Annotated in this window: 15 protein-coding genes; 1 reads left to right on the top strand and 14 read right to left on the bottom strand. The window is 62.4% G+C overall.

What is annotated here, in order from left to right:
- Positions 1–118 precede the first annotated feature (118 nt).
- From KF712_15595 to KF712_15550, 10 genes are all read right to left on the bottom strand, one after another.
- Positions 119–1,852: a dimethyl sulfoxide reductase anchor subunit gene (locus KF712_15595; GenBank protein MBX3742411.1), complete on the bottom strand. Its 1,734-nt coding sequence runs from the start codon at positions 1,850–1,852 to the stop codon at positions 119–121.
- Between the two features lie 21 nt (positions 1,853–1,873).
- Positions 1,874–2,455, bottom strand: coding sequence for a flavodoxin domain-containing protein (locus KF712_15590; protein ID MBX3742410.1), 582 nt, complete (start codon positions 2,453–2,455; stop codon positions 1,874–1,876).
- Positions 2,456–2,603: 148 nt separating this feature from the next.
- Positions 2,604–4,376: a NirA family protein gene (locus KF712_15585; GenBank protein MBX3742409.1), complete on the bottom strand. Its 1,773-nt coding sequence runs from the start codon at positions 4,374–4,376 to the stop codon at positions 2,604–2,606.
- A 120-nt stretch (positions 4,377–4,496) separates the two neighbouring features.
- Positions 4,497–5,366, bottom strand: coding sequence for an ABC transporter ATP-binding protein (locus KF712_15580; protein ID MBX3742408.1), 870 nt, complete (start codon positions 5,364–5,366; stop codon positions 4,497–4,499).
- 12 nt (positions 5,367–5,378) lie between these two features.
- Entirely contained in the window at positions 5,379–6,293 is a 915-nt protein-coding gene (locus tag KF712_15575; GenBank protein MBX3742407.1) for an ABC transporter ATP-binding protein, read from the bottom strand.
- Between the two features lie 20 nt (positions 6,294–6,313).
- Positions 6,314–7,189, bottom strand: coding sequence for a nitrate ABC transporter permease (ntrB, locus tag KF712_15570; protein MBX3742406.1), 876 nt, complete (start codon positions 7,187–7,189; stop codon positions 6,314–6,316).
- Positions 7,190–7,301: 112 nt separating this feature from the next.
- The gene (locus KF712_15565; protein ID MBX3742405.1) at positions 7,302–8,588 is read right to left on the bottom strand and encodes an ABC transporter substrate-binding protein; all 1,287 of its coding nucleotides are present in this window, start codon (positions 8,586–8,588) and stop codon (positions 7,302–7,304) included.
- A gap of 207 nt (positions 8,589–8,795) precedes the next feature.
- Positions 8,796–10,427, bottom strand: coding sequence for a protein phosphatase 2C domain-containing protein (locus KF712_15560; GenBank protein ID MBX3742404.1), 1,632 nt, complete (start codon positions 10,425–10,427; stop codon positions 8,796–8,798).
- Positions 10,428–10,455: 28 nt separating this feature from the next.
- Positions 10,456–11,661 carry a NarK/NasA family nitrate transporter gene (locus KF712_15555; GenBank protein ID MBX3742403.1) on the bottom strand — a complete coding sequence of 402 codons (1,206 nt, stop codon included), beginning with the start codon at positions 11,659–11,661 and terminating at the stop codon, positions 10,456–10,458.
- Between the two features lie 98 nt (positions 11,662–11,759).
- Positions 11,760–12,806, bottom strand: coding sequence for an ABC transporter substrate-binding protein (locus tag KF712_15550; GenBank protein MBX3742402.1), 1,047 nt, complete (start codon positions 12,804–12,806; stop codon positions 11,760–11,762).
- A gap of 99 nt (positions 12,807–12,905) precedes the next feature.
- On the opposite strand from KF712_15550, the gene KF712_15545 reads away from it, so the two are divergent.
- Positions 12,906–13,826, top strand: a complete 921-nt coding sequence (locus KF712_15545) for a LysR family transcriptional regulator (GenBank protein MBX3742401.1) — start codon at positions 12,906–12,908, stop codon at positions 13,824–13,826.
- Between the two features lie 78 nt (positions 13,827–13,904).
- On the opposite strand, the gene KF712_15540 is transcribed toward KF712_15545, so the two are convergent.
- The 4 genes from KF712_15540 to KF712_15525 all read right to left on the bottom strand — a co-directional run bounded on the left by KF712_15540 (position 13,905) and on the right by KF712_15525 (position 17,770).
- Positions 13,905–15,101 (bottom strand): alginate export family protein, encoded by a 1,197-nt coding sequence (locus KF712_15540; GenBank protein MBX3742400.1) that lies wholly within the window; start codon positions 15,099–15,101, stop codon positions 13,905–13,907.
- Between the two features lie 135 nt (positions 15,102–15,236).
- Complete coding sequence (locus KF712_15535; protein MBX3742399.1) at positions 15,237–15,620, bottom strand: DUF4870 domain-containing protein; 384 nt, start codon at positions 15,618–15,620, stop codon at positions 15,237–15,239.
- 75 nt (positions 15,621–15,695) lie between these two features.
- Complete coding sequence (locus KF712_15530; protein ID MBX3742398.1) at positions 15,696–17,195, bottom strand: peptidase S10; 1,500 nt, start codon at positions 17,193–17,195, stop codon at positions 15,696–15,698.
- A gap of 14 nt (positions 17,196–17,209) precedes the next feature.
- Positions 17,210–17,770 carry a hypothetical protein gene (locus tag KF712_15525; GenBank protein ID MBX3742397.1) on the bottom strand — a complete coding sequence of 187 codons (561 nt, stop codon included), beginning with the start codon at positions 17,768–17,770 and terminating at the stop codon, positions 17,210–17,212.
- Positions 17,771–17,875: the final 105 nt, after the last annotated feature.

Raw genomic sequence — 17,875 nt, 5'->3', positions numbered from 1 at the left:
AACGCCATCTTTCCCACAGCTCCGTATTCAGAGGAGGGTATTCACGGAACATTAGGGCTGAGTGATGGCACCCATTCCCCCTGCCGTAACGGCGGAGCCGTTCCGCTACGCAGATTCTTCAATGATGCCCTCCCGGCCCGAAGTTTCCGGGCATCTTCGGCGCATAAACCGACTGGAAGAAAAGCTGCCGTTCCAGGATTTCCGACAGGATCAGGATGGGAAGGGCGGCCCATGGGTTGATGAACATCACGAAAGCGGCGGTGATGGCCAGGAGGTGGCGGGCGCGGAGGAACGGACCCAGCGGCTGGAGCTGGAGCAGGGCGGTGTGGCGGTCGGCGGACCAGGGAGCGTCGGGATCTTCCGCGCACCGCAGCAGCCGCGCTTCCGGGATCAGCTTGAGGAGGATGGCGGCGAGGGCGGCGACGGCGTGGAGGGGGGAAGGTTCCGCGAGTTGCAGGGAGAGTGCGGCGAACACCAGCACCGTTCCGAAGAAGCGGGTGGCGGTGATGGGGAATCTCCACGAACTCCGGTGGGTGTCCACGTAGATCATCACGCTGGTGAAGACGGCGGCGAGTCCCACAGGAAATGTGGACCCAGCCGTGACCTGGTGGATGAGGGACTTGAAAGGAAAGTCCGGGGAGAAATGCAGCGCCGCGAGCATGACCGGAATGGGCGCGAACATGGAGAACGCCAGAATCTCCCGCGACAACCATGAGGTCCGCAATCCGAGGAAAAAGCGCCACGCTTTCAGTGGCTGGCCCAAGTGGAGTACGCTGGCTCCCATGCCGGTGAAGAAGATGGCGAGTGCGGCGAGAAGGACGAAGGAAGAAGCGGCCGGTCTGAAGACCAGCGCTCCCAGCGATTCTCCGCTGATGACAGGTCCGGTCGCAGCACCCAGCCCGAGAAGAGGTCCCGCCAGCAAGCCGAGCCCGACCTGGGTGAGGGTGAGCATGATGACCAGCGGCCAATGGGCGTGCTGGGGAGTGAGCGTTTCGCGGTCTGCCGCGAGGGCGGAGTCAGGGATCTCACGTCCCACGTAGCGGGTGGTGGGACGGGTGATGCTCGCGTCGTTGAGGATCGGGGAGGTAGCGAATCTCGTGAGAGATTCGGCAGGGAGAACCCTGGTGGTGGACTGGGAGCCGGAAGAACTGTGGGGAGCCTTCGCCGCCGAATCTCTCACGAGATTCGCTACCTGGACAGTGACGATCCGGATGGCCTCGGTGGGGCATGCCTGGACGCAGGCCGGTGCCTCGCCTTCCGCCAGCCGTTGGTGGCACATGTCGCACTTGCGGACGATGCCCCTTTTCTTCGAGTACTTCGGCACATCATATGGGCACTTCAGGATGCAGTAGGAACAGCCGATGCACTGGTCATCCAGATGGCGGACGATGCCGGTGTCCTTTTCCTTTTCGTAGGCACCCACCGGGCACCCGCCCAGGCATCCGGGATCGGCGCAGTGGTGGCAGGCGGTGGTGATGGTCTGCTGCCATGTTCGGTTCCGCTCCCCGCCGTGGAGCATGCCGATGTCCCGCCATGCCTCATCGTCATCCAGTCCGTTCATGGAGTGGCAGGCGGACACGCAGGCCTTGCAGCCGGTGCAGCGGTCCAGGGAAACCTCGAAGGCGTATTGCTCACCCACACCCGGTTTTGTGAGCGGGATCAGCGAGCGGTAGTGGTCCGCCAGATCCGGATTCTTCCGGTGATGGACTTCGGAAAATTTCGCCACCGGCGTCTGGAGTTGCTTTTGCTCCGCCAGCAACCGGTCGATGAGCGTGAACTCCTGCGGTGCCTCCACCTTCGGCATGGCTTTCGCACGCCTGATGGCCGGGATGCGCTGGATGGTCTGGTGCACGGAGGAGGAGGTGCCGGGTGATCAGTGAGCCGCCACCAGTGATGAGAGCAGGCTGGCGGACCACTCCTTGAAAGGCAGGTCGTGATCGACATCCGATGTCATGATCGGAAGCAGTGGCTTTGCCCCGAGCGCCGTGAGCCGGTTCTGGAAATCATGGCCGCATTTGCAGAATTCCGGGTAGTTGCTGTCACCGAGGGCGAAGACGGTGAAACTGAGATCCGCAAGGGAAAGGGACTCCGCGTGCAGGGCGGTGTGCAGCGTGAGGGCATTGTCCGGTGGTTCCCCGTCGCCATAGGTGGAGGTGAGGATGGCCAGGTGCTTCACGGAGGAAAGCAGGTCCACGCTGGCATCCGCCATGTCCAGGATGGTGGGGGAGTGGCCCTGCGCGGTCAGCGCTTTGGCCAGCTTCTTGGCATAGGACTCCGCGGTGCCGGTCTGGGATCCCCAGAGGATGGTGACGGGCAGTCCGGACTTCACGGCTTCCGCAACCGGAGGTGCGGAGGCACCTCCCTGTGGAAGGCCTGCGGCGATGCCGGCGAGAAAGCCCTTCAGCCACATCTTCTGGGTGCCGGTGAAAGGGGCGTTGTCGGGGATGGTGAGCATATGGGGCAGGGACGTTTCTCCGAAACGTCCGGTGGGTGGCGGTTGATCAAACGGGAGGTGAAACTTTTGGAGGAAGCGAATGAAGTATGGTGCGGAAGCGTAGGACGGGATCTCCTCTGCCGGACGTTTCGGAGAAACGTCCCTGCCTTTACGCCGCGGCGATCTTGTCGGGGCGGGAAAGATCCCGGAGTTCGTCCGGGGTGTGGCGGTTGGTGAATTCGGCGAAGGACTCATCAGGTTCCCGCTCACGCAGGTAGGCAACCAGGAGTTGTTCGACGAGCGGCGGGATGTCCGCAAACGGGATGGATTTCCAGATTTCCCGGGCGATGGCCTGGGTGTCATCCACACCTCCGCCGAGGACGATGTTGTAGCCATCCACGGTCGAGCCATCTTCCATCTTCACCCGCGCACCCATCATGCCGATGTCGCCGATGTAGTGTTGGGCGCAGGAATGCTGGCAGCCGGTGAGGTGGATGTTCACCGGCACGTCGAGGGAGACGGTGCCGGCGAGATGGTCGCCCAGCGCGATCGCGTTTCCCTTCGTATCGGCGGCGGCATACTTGCAGCCCCGGCTGCCCGTGCAGGCGATGAGTCCGCCGGTGACGGGGTTGTTCCGGTAGTCGAATCCGGTGGCCAGTACCGCGGCGGTGGCCGCAGGGATATCCTCGTCCCGGATGCCGGGGATGATGAGGTTCTGCCAGACGGTGAGACGGATCTCTCCCCGGCCATACTTATCGGCGATGTCCGCCAGGGCGTGCATCTGAGGAACCGTGATCCGGCCCACCGGCGTGAGGACGCCCAGATAGTTCTTCCCGTCCGTCTGGGAGTGGATGCCCAGGTGGCCGTGCTTGGATTTCGGCAGGGATGGCTCGCATTGCTCCAGTGGCAGGAAGCGGAGCGGAAAGGTGAGCTTCTTCGAGATTTCGTTGAGGGTCTTCGGGATCCCCCATTCATCGACGAGATACTTGAGCCGGGCCTTCTTGCGGTTGGTGCGGTCGCCGTTCTCGATGAACACGCGGATCAGCGCGGCGGCGACCGGCAGGCTCTCCGCGGGAGTCAGCAGCACTCCGCAGTCTGTGGCGAACTGCTGGTGCCCGGTGATGCCGCAGAGCTGCATGCGGAAGTAGATGCCCGGCTCCACCGCATGTTCGCCCGGAGCGACGCGCACGGCGTAGAAGCCGATGTCATTCGTATCCGCACAGACCGAAACGCGCCCGCCGGAATCATAGGAAATGTTGAACTTCCTGGGCAGCCCGTAGAGGTCGCGGTTCTTCAGGATGTAGTGGTGCATCGCCTTCGCATAGGGCATCACGTCCATGAGTTCGTCCGGATCGAAGCCGGTCGTCGGCGTGGCGGTGATGTTCCGGATGTTGTCCGCTCCGGAGCCTTGGGATGTCAGACCCAGGTCGATGAGCTTGTTCAGCACATCGGGCGCGTCCTTCGGCATGATCTCGCGGACCTGGACGTTCGCGCGGGTGGTGAGGTCGATGTGGCCCGGACCCCAGTCCTCGGCGATCTCCGCCAGCCCGCGGAACTGGTGGCTGCTCAGGGCGCCACCGGCGATGCGGCAGCGGAGCATGAGCGACTCCTGTGCGGGGGTGACGAAGAACAGCCCGTGGAACTTGTAGCGGAAGATGTCCCCGTCCTTCGGAAACGCGTTGGTGGCCGCGTTGGCCAGGATGGTGTCGTAGCAGTCGAGGCCGTGCTTCTCATGCTTGATGCGTTCTTCCTTGCACAGGTCGTCGATGGGCGTGCCATGGACGGTTTCGTCCGCCTCCTCAGGCTGGTGGGTGAAGCGGCTGGAGGCGTCCTGGCCGAGGAAAGGCAGCGGCAGGCTGCGTGCCTGGAGCAGACCGGAGACAAAGCCGGTCAGATAGTTGGTTTGGTCTTCGGTGAAGCCGGTATTTTCGAGATTGACCATGGTGTGCCGGTGGTTGGCTTGATCTCAGGAAAGCACTTGGCATGCGGATGCCGCATGGATAGGTATGAATGACGCATCTTCCGGATCATGGATCTGATGAATTGTGTTCATGACTGCCGCTCAGTGCGGCTGGGTGGCGAGACCTCCCGCCGCCGCAGCCCGCATCGGCTGGGTTTCGAGCGCCTGCGCCCCTGCCAGCTTGCTCGGGCGGATGTGGGAGCGGTTGTTGAGGAAGTCGAGCAAGTGGTTGCGGTAGTCCGCGTAGCGGGGATCTGCGAGGATGGCGGCCCGGTTGCGAGGGCGCTCGAAGGGGATGTGCAGGATGTCACCGACCTCAGCCTCCGGTCCGTCGGTCATCATCACCACCCGGTCGGAAAGGAAGATCGCCTCATCCACATCATGGGTGACCATCAGGGTGGTGAGCTTGTTCCTTCTCCAGAGTTCCAGAAGCACCTCCTGGAGTTCCATTTTCGTGAGTGAGTCGAGCATGCCGAAGGGCTCGTCCAGCAGCAACATCTTCGGTTGCAGGGCGAAGGCACGGGCGATGCCCACCCGCTGGCGCATCCCCTGGGACAGCTCGCCCGGATACTTGTCCATGGCATTCCCCAAGCCGACGACTGAGAGGTAGTATTCCGCCAGTTCCTTCCGTTCCACCTTTGGCGCGGTGAAATAGACCTGGTTCACGCCCAGCATCACGTTGTCGAAGGCGGTCATCCACGGCAGCAGGCAGGGTGACTGGAAGACCACTCCGCGGTCAGGACCGGCTTCATTGGTTTCCCGGCCGCCGAGGATCATCGCGCCGCCGGAGGCGGAGGTCAGGCCGGCGACCATGGAGAGGACGGTCGATTTCCCGCAGCCGGAGTGGCCGATGATCGTGACGAATTCACCTGCCTCCAGGTTGAGGTTGAATTCCTTCACGATGACCGCGTCCTTTCCGCCCGGAGCGGGATAGGATTTCGAGAGTTGGAAGAGTTCGAGGATGGGAGTCATTTGGCTGGAGGGTCAGGAGATTGGAATTTCCTCGCGGTTGAGCTGGGAGCGGCGGCGGGGCGTCTTTCTGCCGCCCAGGCCGTGGTTGCGCTTCACCCCGAGGTCTTCCGGCAGGATGTCCGGCGGGGAGAGTTTCTTCGTCAGCACGGGTGCGCTGTTTTTCCGCGCGTCCAGCAGGGTGTTGATGAGCTGGAGCTTCAGCGATTTGAAGACGTCCTGCTTCAGTAGTTCCCGCCGGTCGCGGGGGCGGGGCAGGTTCACCGGGATCTCTGCGGAGAGCGTTGCACCCCCGGCGGAAGGGATCAGCGGAATGACACGGTCCGCCACCAGCAATGCCTCGTCCGGATCATTGGTGATCCAGATGACGGTCGTCCTGTTGCTCTGCCAGATTTCCGCGATCTCATCCTGCAGGGTGGCGCGGGTGAGGGCATCGAGCGCGGAGAGCGGTTCGTCGAGCAGGAGGATCCGCGGGTTCGCGGCGAGCGTGCGCGCGACGGAAACCCGCTGGCGCATGCCTCCGGACAGCTCCTTCGGATACTTGTCGGCGGCATGGCCCAGCTTCACCATCTCCACGTGCTTGCGGACATGGGCGGCGCGCTCGGCGGGTGTCATCTGCGGATAAAGCTGGTCCACCGCGAGGCGGATGTTTTCGGAGACGGTCAGCCAAGGCAGCAGCGAGTAGTTCTGGAACACGATGCCGCGCTCTGGACCGGGGCCAGTGATCGACTGGCCATCCATCTTCGCTTCGCCGGTGTCCGGTTTGAGCAGACCCGCGATGACGTTGATGAGGGTGGACTTCCCGGTGCCGGAGTAGCCGATGACCGAGACGAAGTCGCCTTCGTTGACGGTGAGGTTCACATCCGACAGGACGTTTGCTCCACCGAAGGACTTGTTGATGCCTTTGAGTTCGAGGATGGGTGTCATGATGGTTGGGGAAACTGGCTTTCTCAGGCGGTGCGGAAGCGCCCCTCGATGAGGCTCATGGCGCGATCCAGGATGAACCCGATGAGGCCGATGGTGAGGATCGAGAGGATGATGTGGGCGAAGGAGTTCGCGTTGTATTGCTGCCAGAGGAAGCCGCCGACGCCTGGCTTTCCGATCAGCATCTCCACCGCCACGATGACCAGCCACGCGATGCCCAGCGACAGGCGGAAACCGGTGAACATGTAGGGCAGTGCGGAGGGGATGAGGATCTTGAACAGCGTCTTCGTCCGCGACAGCTTCAGCACCTTCGCCACGTTCAGGTAGTCCTGCGGAACCGCACGGACACCGACGGCGGTGTTGAGGACCGTCGGCCACATCGCGCAGATGGCGATGGTGAAAAGCGCCGCCGCATCCGATGTGCCGAAACTCACCCGTCCGTCGGAGCCGAGGATCTTCATGCCGCTGAAGAGCACCATGCCGAGCGGCAGCCAGGCGAGCGGGGAAACGGGGCGGAGGATCTGGATGATGGGGTCGAAGGCTTTGGTGAAGCGTTTCGAGAGACCGAGCAGGAAGCCGATGGGCGTGCCGATCAGCAGCGCTAGGAAGTAACCTTGGGCGACTAGCTTCAGCGAAAGCCAGGTGAAGCGGAGGATTCCCTGGTCCAGCTCGCCGCGTTTGGCGAATGGCTCCACGATGTAGGGCTTGCTGGCCTGCCAGGTTTCCACGGGTGAGGGCAGGTCGGCTGAGATGCCGTGGCGTTCGGTTTTGGTGACCTTGTCACCCCAGTCGTCCACGGAGGTGGTCGTGGTGGATTTCCCCGCGATGAGCGACCATCCGCCGAGGCAGATGAGGAGCGCGATGAGCGGAAGAACGATGGTGTCCAGTTTGAAGCGTTTCATAGTAAGGAGGAGGGACACTCTTGTCCCTCGGCGGCATTGGCGTTGTGGATGAAGATCGGATTTGTCGTGGTTTCCGGTTGCGGGAGGGGGACGGAAGTGTCCCCCTCCTTTCTCAGCCTTTCAGCGTGGTGACGGAGAACGACTTGGCGTAGGCATCGAGATCACCGGCCGGGTCGAACTTGCTGCCGTCGAAAAGGGTCTCGGCATCGTTGTTGAGTCCGCCATGGGAGTAGCCGATCTCCTTCATCGCTTCCTCATAGATGTCGCCCCGCATCACCTGTCTGGTAACGGCCTCATAGTCCGGCGCGCCATCGGTGAAGCTCCAGCGGCGGAGCTGGGTGAGCCACCACTTGGCATACTTCGGCTGCGGATAGTTGCAGTTCCTGTCGCTGAAGATCATGTAGTCCGGGTCCCGGAACTTCCGTCCGTCACCCATGTCATATTTGCCCTGCAGGCGCTGGAGGATCTGTTCCGGCGGGCAGTTGATGTAGGTGGGGGCGCTGACGATCTTCGCCTGCTCCACCCGGTTGTCCATCTTGTCGAGCCACACGGATGCCTCGTGCAGCGCCTTGAGGACGGCCTTCACCGTCTTCGGGTTCTTCGCCGCGAACTCCTCCGTGAACGCGCAGACCTTTTCCGGATGATCCTTCCAGATCTGCTGGGTGTTGATGGCGGTGAAGCCGATGTCATCCGTGATGGTCTTCGCGTTCCAAGGTTCGCCGACACAGAAGCCGTCCATCTTGCCGACCTTCATGTTCGCGACCATCTGCGGCGGCGGGATGGTGATGAGGGAAATGTCCGCTCCACCTCCACCCGCATCGCCCGGGTTGATGCCGCCGGCGGCCAGCCAGTAGCGGATCCACATCGCATGGGTGCCGGGCGGAAAGGTCATGGCGAAGGTCATCGGGTGGCCATCCGCTTTCGCCTTGTCCACGAAGGGTTTGAGCGCCTTGGGGTCGGCGGCGACTTTTCCTTTCAGCGAATTCGCCAGGGTGATGGACTGGCCGTTGCGGTTGAGCAGCCATGGGATGACCATCGGCTTCTTCGGCGCGCCGCCGAGACCCATGGTGGAGGCGATGGGCATGCCGATGAGCATGTGGGTCGCCTGGATGTCCCCGTTGGCCAGGGAGTCGCGGATGGCGGCCCAACTGGCGCCCTTGGTCACTTTACTGCGGATGCCGTACTTGGCGAAGAGGCCTTTCTCATGGGCGATGACGATGGGCGAGCAGTCGGTGAGGGCGATGATGCCGAAGTTCACATCAGGGGCTTCCGGGGCATCGCTTGCGGTCTGGGCCCCCACCCATCCGGCTGGAAGGCCGGAGGCAAGGAGTCCGAGGGCGGTGGTCTTCGCGGAGCTGGCCAGGAAGTCGCGGCGGGAATAAGGGCGGATTGGATTCATGGTTTGTCAGGACGTGTGGGCGTCCTGACGTGGTAAAGCGTGTGGAGGGCCAGCGTGCCAACTTGTGCCATGAATGCATGAGCGGCGTTTTCATGGATTCGCTGAAGTCACCTCATGAAAATCGGCCTTGAATCGATTGGATTCATTTTGCGGCGGTGCCTGATATGCATTCCCCTCATGGCTCGCGGGAAATGCCCCGGTTTCCGCTCAGGAGGATAGGAGACGGACTGCCAGGAACAATGAAAGCGCCGCAAACAGGATGGCGGAAACCTTCCAGAAAAGCACCGGATGGCGGTGAATCAGGGCGGAGTCCGCAGGGTGCCATGGCCGGACTTTTCCCGGGTTGGCCAGTTCGAATGCCAGTTCGCTGAAATGCTGGTGCCTGCGCTCCGCGCGGATGGAGCAGGCGCGGAGGATGACGGCGTCCAGCCATGGGGGGATCATCGGGTTCAGCGATGAGGGGGGCCTGGGTTCCCGGAATGCGGGGGTCTGGAAGCGCTCGATGGCACCGAATGGCGGTTGCCCGGTCAATGCCTGGTAGAGGGTCACACCGATGGAAAAGATCTCCGTCCGTTCCGTGACAGGCGCATTGCTGAAACGCTCCGGCGCCAGATAAGTGGCGGTGCCAGCCCGGGAAGTGCGGGAGAAGATCTCACAGCTTGAACCCAGATCGATGAGCTTGAAGAAAACCGAATCGTAGGCGGAGCCGATGAGGATGTTCTCCGGCTTGATGTCGCCGTGGACGAGATCCTGGCGGAGCAGGAGCATGGAGGAACCGGCCAGAAAGCGTCCGAGTTGCACCGCCTCATCAACCTGCAGTCTCCTCTGACGGAGCAGGGATTCCAAACCCGGCGCGTCCACGAACTCCATGATGTAATGGAGGGACGTGCGGGAAGGGTTCTCCCACGTCTTCACGAACGGAGTGTCCGCCGCGAAACGGATGGCGTTCCAGGTTTCCTTGAGGAAGGCCTGCTTGATCTGGAGATCATCGTTTCCTTCACGCGGAGCGAATTTCATCACCTGACGGCATCCCTCGCGCTCCGCGAGCCAGCAGCGGTCGTTGGCGCCGAAGGAGCGGATGAGCGTCCATCCATCGTGCTTCTGGCCGGCGGCAAGTTGATCCGGGATGGGCAGTTGCTGGTCCTCCCGGCGTGCCGTCCAGCCGAGCGACTCCACCACAACATGGATGGCCGCGCAGTCGTCGCGGGACTCATCCGGAGAGACTTCGTTCGCCTGTTTCGCCAGCAGGCGCGCCGAGCCGTGGCTCGATATGGCGGCGGAGATCTCCCCATCGGTGAGGTGATGGTGGATGCCGTCGGAGCAAAGGAGGAGGGAGTCGCCCTCCTGCAGGTTCATCTTTGTGGTGGTGGGGTTCAACGTCTCCACCGCGCCCAGTGCGCGGGTCAACCGCAGCGGGGCATCCGGCTCGATGTCATCCGTGGTGAGCGGGGTGATGGCACCATCACGCAGAAGATAGATGCGGGAATCCCCGATGCCCATGCAGGTGAGGAAACCCTGGTCATACAGCGCGACCACCAGGGTGCAGACCATCTCCGGACGGTCGAACCTTGCGTGGGATTCGTTCCAGAGCGTGCGGTTGATCAACCGCACGGTTTCGCGCAGCGCCTTGCCGGGTGTCCAAACGAGCGGGTGGGTCCGGTAGTGGGCGGAGACCATGGAGACCGCCTTCCGTGCGGCCTCCCTGGCGGCGGGATCCGTGCCCGCACCATCCGCAAGGGCGGCCAGAAAGCCTTCGCCCCATTCCGTGACGGCGACGGCATCCGAGGAGGGATGCCCTTCGTCCCGGGGCAGGGCGTGCGACGTATGGCGGACCTTCAAGCGATGGCGTGGATGGTGCCAGTGAAAGTCAGATCCGGGCGTTGGTCAATGTCCCCCAGGTGGTGCGCCAGCGGGTTTTCACCAGGACCAGGCCGGTGACCGCCACGAAGCAGAGGAGGGAGAAGGCGACGAAGCCGGCCGAACAGGATCCGAATGCCTGCTTGGAAAGCCCGAGCGAACTGGCGAGGTAGAATCCGCCGATGCCGCCGCCGCAGCCGACCAGGCCGGTCATCACTCCCATGTCCTTCCCGAAGCGTTGCGGGAGGAGTTGGAAGATGGAGCCGTTGCACATGCCGAGCGCCGCGCTGACACCCAGGAAGATGACCAGGTTCGGCCAGAAGGAGTGGATGCCGGCGCCCACCAGCAGGAGTCCGCCCGCCACGCAGTAGAGGACGATCATGGAGCGGATGCCGCCGATGCGGTCGGAGATCGCGCCACCGATGGGGCGGGCGAGGGCGCCCACGAAGGTGCAGGCGGCGGCGAAGTCACCGGCATGGACGGCGGAGAGTCCGAATTCCGAACGGAAGTAGAGGTTGTAGTAGCTGGCCAGACCGACGAAGCCGCCGAAGGAAACCGTGTAGTAGAAGCAGAACCAATGGGCGTCCTTTTCCTTCAGCAGGCGGACGTAGTCGGAGAGCTTCTTTTTCACCACTGCTCCGGGAGCATCCTTTGAAAAGAAGGCATAGACCGCGAAGGTGATGACCGCGGGAATGAGCGCGAAGCCGAACACCGCCTGCCAGCCATAGACGGATGCCAGACGCGGTGCGATGAGACTGTCCAGCACCACGCCGACATTCCCCGCCCCTGCAAGTCCGAGGACGACTCCCTGCATGTTCGGTGGATACCAGCGCCCCGCCTGTGGCAATGCCACCGCGAAGGAAGCGCCCGCCACACCGAGGACGAACCCGAACACCAGAGTGGCCTCGAAGTTCTTCAATCCGATGATCCAACCTCCGGCAAGCGCCGCCATCACGACAAGCTGCGCGATGATGCCGGTGGTCTTCGCGCCGATGCGGTCCACCAGCAGGCCGAGCGCGAGGCGGAGGACCGCGCCGCCAAGGATCGGCACCGCGACCATCATGCCTTTCTGGCCCGCGGTGAGTCCGAGGGTTTCAGCGATTTGCGGTCCGAGGGCGCCGAGGAGCGTCCAGACCATGAAGGAGAAATCGAAGTAGAGGAATGCCGTGAGCAGGGTCGGCCAGTGCCCGGAGGATTTCAGATCGCTGAGTTTCATGGGTGCTGCCGTTGGATTCAGCAATGGCCGGACCATTCTTCCGGAGTGGCATGCCTCCGGTTCATTTCCGCATCATGGTCCGCATGAGTGCGGCTCATTCATGCCGGCCTGGGCAACAGGGCCGCGGCGTGATAGAGGTCTTCGCGGTAGATGCGGGAAATGGAACCACTGGTCCCTTCCGAAAAGGCGCCCGTGGCGCGCAGGCCCGCCAGGATCCATGAGGCCTTGTCCACGGTGGGGCAGTTGACGCTGTCACCGGAGAAGAGGTGGAACGAGCTCGTTTCCGAGGTGCCGATGCCCGAGTCGAAGTTGCCGCAGAGGCTGTTCTCCAGGACCTGCGGGGATGCGCCGGTATAGTTCTTCCGGGCGAGAATGCGGACGAGTTCCGGGCGGAAATAGGGATCCTGGCAGAGGGCGCATGCCTCCAGCAGGGAACTTACCAGCAGGAGGGATTCATCATGGTTCTCCCGGAGGAAGTTCCCGGAAAGGAGCAGCACCTTTTCCGGGTGTCCGTGGGAGAGATCCGAGGAGGTGGCCGGGGACCAACCGATGCCGGAAAGGATGGACTCGGAGTTCCATGGCTCACCCACGCAGTAGCCGTCGATGTGGCCGGCCTTGAGTTGGCGTGGCATCAGGGATGGAGGGAGGAAGATGATCTCGGCATCTTCGTTCGGGTTGATGCCGTGCCGCTTCAGCCAGCTCTGGAGCAGGATGTGGTGGGAGGAACACCGGTGGGTGGCCGCCAGGGTCAGCGGACGGTTTTTTTTCCAGGAATGGGTGATGTAGGAGCGGAGGCCTTCGCCGTGGCCGATGATGTCCGGAGGGAGATCACGGGAGAGCGTGATGGCATTGCCGTGGAGATTGAGGATCATCGGCACCGCGACCTCGCATTTCAGGCTGGAGAATCCCAGTCCCAGTGCGAATGCCAGTCCGGCGATGGATTGGGAAGCATCGAGATTCCCGTAGAAGATCTTGTCGCGGACCGATGCCCAGCCCAGTTCCCGGGATAACTGGACGTTCAGGCCGTTGCGTTCGAAGATACCTGTTTCCTTCGCCACCGCGATGGGGGCGCAGTCACTGAGGGGGACATATCCCAGCCGGATGGCGGTCGCTCGGGGCGTGGAGTGCCGGGTGGCGGAGTTCATATCCATGGATAAGCGGAATCAGTGCCAATTTCCGGGATTTGGCATAAGCGCTGCTGATTTACCGCCGGATTCGTGATGAGTCCGATTCATCGAATTTTTATGGACTGGGTTCCGGATCTGCGACAGTTGAGGGCCTTTGTGGCGGTGGTTGAGGAGGGGAGTTTCACCCTTGCGGCGAGACGGCTTTTTGTGACGCAGTCGGCCGTCAGCCACTCCCTGAGAACGCTGGAGGAACAGCTCATGTGCAAGCTGCTGGACCGCAGTGGAAAGAGGGTGACGCTGACCGTGGAGGGGGAGTTGTTGCTGAAGCGCTGCAAGCGTGTGATCTTCGAACTCGATCAGGCGAGCCGTGACCTGGACGGCTTGAGGAAGTGGGGGCAGACCCGCATCCGGATCGGTGCGCCACACAGCCTCTGCACGTTCCTGGTGCCAAGTGTTCTCCGTGAGTTCCGCGATTGTTTTCCCAGGTGTGAACCGGTGATCGAGGCGGGGGACACCACCGTGTTGCTGGATCGCCTGTCCGATGTGGAGCTGGATCTGGTCATCGGCTTGAAACCGCGTGGCCGCGGCGAGGATGGTTACCGGCATATGTTCACGGACCGTCTGGCATTCGTGGTGTCTCCGTTCCATCCATGGGTGAATGACACCGACGCCGTGCTGGCGACACTGACCGAACAGCAGTTCATCATCTACGCGAAGGCCACGGAAACCCACAGGCTCATCGAGGAATGGTTTGAGAAAAAAGGCGGACGCGGGAAGAAGCCGCTCGTGCTCGGTGACATGGCCGCCATCAAGGAGATGGCACGGCTCGGGGTGGGGGTTGGCATCGTCGCTCCATGGATCGCAGCCCGCGAGATCGAGGACGGAACCTTGAGGGCGGTGGAGATTCCGGAGCCGGGGATCGAACGGGAATGGGGTGTCTTCCACTCCTCGAACCGTGAACCCAGCCTGGTCGAAGAGGCTTTCATCGGCCTGTGTGAGATGGCCTTCGCTGCCATGCACACGAACCTTTCCAAATGATGACCGTGGAAACGGCGATGAGCAGGGTGCGCATGACCGCACCCTGCTCCCCCAATAAGTCAGCCACCAGTTATCCGATCAGAATGTGTAGGTCACACCGAGCGATGCCCGGGTGGTGGTGGGCAGTGCGCTTTCGCTTTCGAAGTGGGCGATCTCGATGATGGCGCTGAAGTTGTCGTTGAACTTCTTCGCCAGCACGGAGTTGTATTCCCATCCGAGTGCGGTGGACACCTCGTTGTCGCCGTAGGCGTGCAGGGTGTTCGTCCATTTAACACCCCATAAGATGGGGGTGGTGTGGGAAACATAGACATCCGTGAGGCCGGGCAGCGTGCCGTTGATCCGTTGGCCGATGAGCACATCCGCGAATCCATTGAAGGCGTGCACGGTGGCGAGTGGTGTCTGGAAGCCGGCACCGAGATGCTCGACCCCCAGCGTCACGGATTGCTTGCCGAAAGTCTTGGTGGCGGTGACGTGGGCGTAGAGTGCATCATCGTCATTGGCCGCTCCCGCTTCATTCTGCCAGGCGAACTCCCCGTAAAGAAGGAGGCCGCCCAGAGTTCCCTTCGCGCTCACGCCGAAGGTGTCATTGTCCCAGCCATCGGGCGCGTCGAAGTCCATGAAGTATCCATAAGCCCCGAGGGTGACTCCCTTGATGCCGGTGTAGGACAGGTTGAGCAGGTGGATCTCCCCGGTCACATCCTGATTGGTGCCGATGGCTTCGGAACCGAAGATGCGGTTCACCCGGTTGGCATACGCGTAGTTGAACGTCAGTCCGTCGAGCCAGGTGCTGGTGACCGAGAGGGCGTCGAAGGTCTGTTCGTTCTGGCGCCAGCCGACGTTGCCGATGAAGGCGGAGTTGTCGTAGATGATCCTCTGGCGTCCGAGGCGGACGGTCGTTTCGAATTGCGAATACTGGAGATAGGCCTGGTTGAGTTCATTGGACTCAGGGTCGCTGATGACGGTGTTGCCGGGCGTGATGGGGTCCGCCCCCGCGTCGCCGCTGGTGTAGTCATCGACGATGGCCTGGGTGAACTCACCTTCGATGAGGGCGCTGAACCCGGCGATGGCCTTCGTCTTGAAACCCAGGCGTTCGCGGATGGTGAAGGCGTGGGAGGGATCGAGTCCATCCGTGTCGCCGAATTCATAGCGGGCGCGGATGTCGACCAATGGTTTGATCCAGGGTTCCTCTTTCACGGTTTCCACCGGCGGTGTTGCGGGTGTCCCTGCGTGGAGGAGGGGAGTGGCGAGCAGAAGCAGTGCGAATTTGTCTTTCATGGAGTGGTGCATGGAAATCACCACCCCACGAAGCGGAACGCCTGCCATGCCAACTCCGGAACGAGGGAAAGTCCGTGAAGGATATTCCCTGCGGACATGAATGGCGGGCATGCCGCACCTGCTGGCGCCGGTCACTCAGAACAGGCGGAGGCAGCACGGATAGCGGTGCCACTCACCGCGGTTGGCCGCCATGCACGCCATGATTTCCGCAACGAGGGCCAGCAACGGAAGTGCGAACAGAAAGGGGACGAGGAACACCCCGATGAAGACGAACATCAATACCAGCGTCAGTCCGAAGAGGACGAGATAGGCGAGGAAAACCGTGATCTGGAAATTCAGCGCCTCGCGCCCGTGATGGTTGATGAAGGGGGACTCATCCTTTTTCACCAGCCAGAGGATCAGCGGCCCGATGAAGCCGGTGAGGATGGAAAGCAGGTGGCACAACATGGCCATGTTCCGCTCATCCACGGTGGTGGGTGGCGCGTAACCATATCCATGGGGGTGGATCTGTATGGGCATGGCCGGTGGACCCGCCTGCGGGAAAGGAGGCGGTGCCGGCGCAGCGGAGGGAGTCTCAGGTTGGCTTTCCACGGCTCAGCGGGATTCGAGGAATTTGACGAGATCCGCCCGGCATTTCACCAGATCGGGTGGATTCAGATAGAACATGTGTCCCGCATCATAGTGGGTGAAGGAGAAATTTTTCCGCAGGGGTTCCGGCAGGTCCAGCATCTGGCGCACGGAGTAAGCCATGCCTTCCGGCGGGGTCGCCAGATCGGTCCGGCCGCACATGACCAGGACCCGGAGGTGCGGATTGTCCCGGATGGCGTCCACCAGCTTTCCGCTGAGGTTGAGAACCTCGTTGTCCGCACCCCATCTCCACGGCTGGACCTTGGAGGTGAGGATCTCATAGGGCTGGTCTTCCTTCCATCCCAGGTCATTGCCGAGATATGCCAGCATGCCCGTGGAGAACGCTCCGTAGGCGAGCGAGTAGGAAGGATCCTGATCCGCCCACGCGGCGGTGATGTCAGCGCCGTCCCATGCCACACGGGCGTCGAAGCGGCCGACGATCTTCCGCTCCGCGCGGAGCAGCTCGCTGCGGAACCCGGACGGGCTGATGCGCAGTTTCTTGTCGCTCCACACCTTCGCGGGGATGCCTGTCAACGAGGCGAGCTTTTCCGCGATGGCTTTCGCCGCGCCTTCATCAAGAGCCGTTCCCTTGAGCAGGGCCGCCGCATATTCGTCAAAGGCGAAGCGGGAGCTTTCCGCGATCAGTTGGTCACGGTCCCCGCTGATCTTGCCGTGATGGTGGGCAGTACCGGTGAACGCCGGGAGGAAGACGGAGTAGGAAAGATCATCTCCTTGGGACGAGCGGATGGTGCGGAAATCGAGCAAGGTGGAAAGCATGATCACGCCATTGAGGGACATGCCATAGCGGGACTGGAGGTGTTCGGACAGGCCCGCAGCGCGGACACCGCCGTAGGATTCGCCCAGCAGGTATTTTGGGGATGCCCAGCGGCCGTGTTCGGTGATCCAGCGGCGGATGAAGTCGCCCACGGACTGGACGTCCTCATCCACGCCGTGGAACTCCTTGTCCTTCGTGTCCTTCTCCGCGCGGCTGTATCCCGTCGTCACCGGATCGATGAACACGAGATCCGCCACGTCCAGAATGCTGAACTCATTCCCGATGACCTTCACCGGAGGGACGGGCGCGGCGGTGCCGTCCCCCGGCAGTTCCACGCGGCGCGGGCCGATGCCGCCGAGGTGGAGCCAGACGGCGGAGGAACCGGGACCGCCATTGAAGCAGAAGACGACCGGGCGCGCCGCGGCATCCTTCACATCCGTCCGTTCATAGGTGACGTGGAAGATGGAGGCGCGGGGTGTGCCGTCATCTTTCTTGAGCTGCAGCTTTCCGGTGGTGGCCCGGTAGGGAATCCGCTTGCCGCCGATGGTGACGACATCTTCCCGGGTGACGGGATCTTTCGCGGAAACCTTTGCGGGAGTCTCCTTCGGTGCGGGCTCCTCTTTCTTTTTCTCCGCTTCCGTCTGGGCGAACGAGAGCGAGGTGAGCAGAAGCAGGAAAAGCGTGGGTTTCATAAGGCGGATGGATGTCAGAAAATGCGGAGGATGGGTGGGATGGATTCCGACCATGCGTGGGCGACGGCACAACTGGCGACCGCCTCTTCATCGTCACGGCGCATGAAGGAACGGGATTCGCGGAGTTTCCTCGTGGTCACGGCGATGGCGCGCAGCTCGCCGCCCAGACTGAGGAGGCCGAAGGCGGCGGAAAGGGCGGTGGAGGCGAAAAGGATGGCCACCGCGCCGAGGAACGGGATCTTCGCCACCAGCAGCGCGAAGACCGCGATGACGAGGGCCAGCGGAGGCACGGCGAGGCCGAACTTGCGCGCGCTTTCCCGGGAGGCTGCTTTCTTCGGCTCCCTGGTTTTCCAATCCTCAAGGGCCGCCAGCCGGAGCACCTTGCCCAGCTCCATCGCCGGTGCGGAGGGTGTTTCCAGAGGTGGCTTGTCCCCCAGATAGACCTGCCAGCGGATGGGGTCCACCGTGCACGGGAGCCTCCCATCCTTCGAGAGCACACGGAGGCCGAAGTACCAGCGGGCGACGATGGCGGCGATGATGGGCAGGATGGAAATGATGAAAATGAGGCGCCACATGCGGAGATGGAGTGCACGGAGATTCTTTTGTTTTCGTCTGGCGATCAACCGAAGAACTCAGGAAAAGTCGCCGGGTCCCCATGGGCCGGATCCGGCCGGGTTGGG

Source organism: Akkermansiaceae bacterium, assembly GCA_019634595.1.
Classification (GTDB): Bacteria; Verrucomicrobiota; Verrucomicrobiia; order Verrucomicrobiales; family Akkermansiaceae; genus Luteolibacter.
Note: the sequence above shows the minus strand (reverse complement) of the source record. Positions and strands in the feature narration are given on the sequence as shown.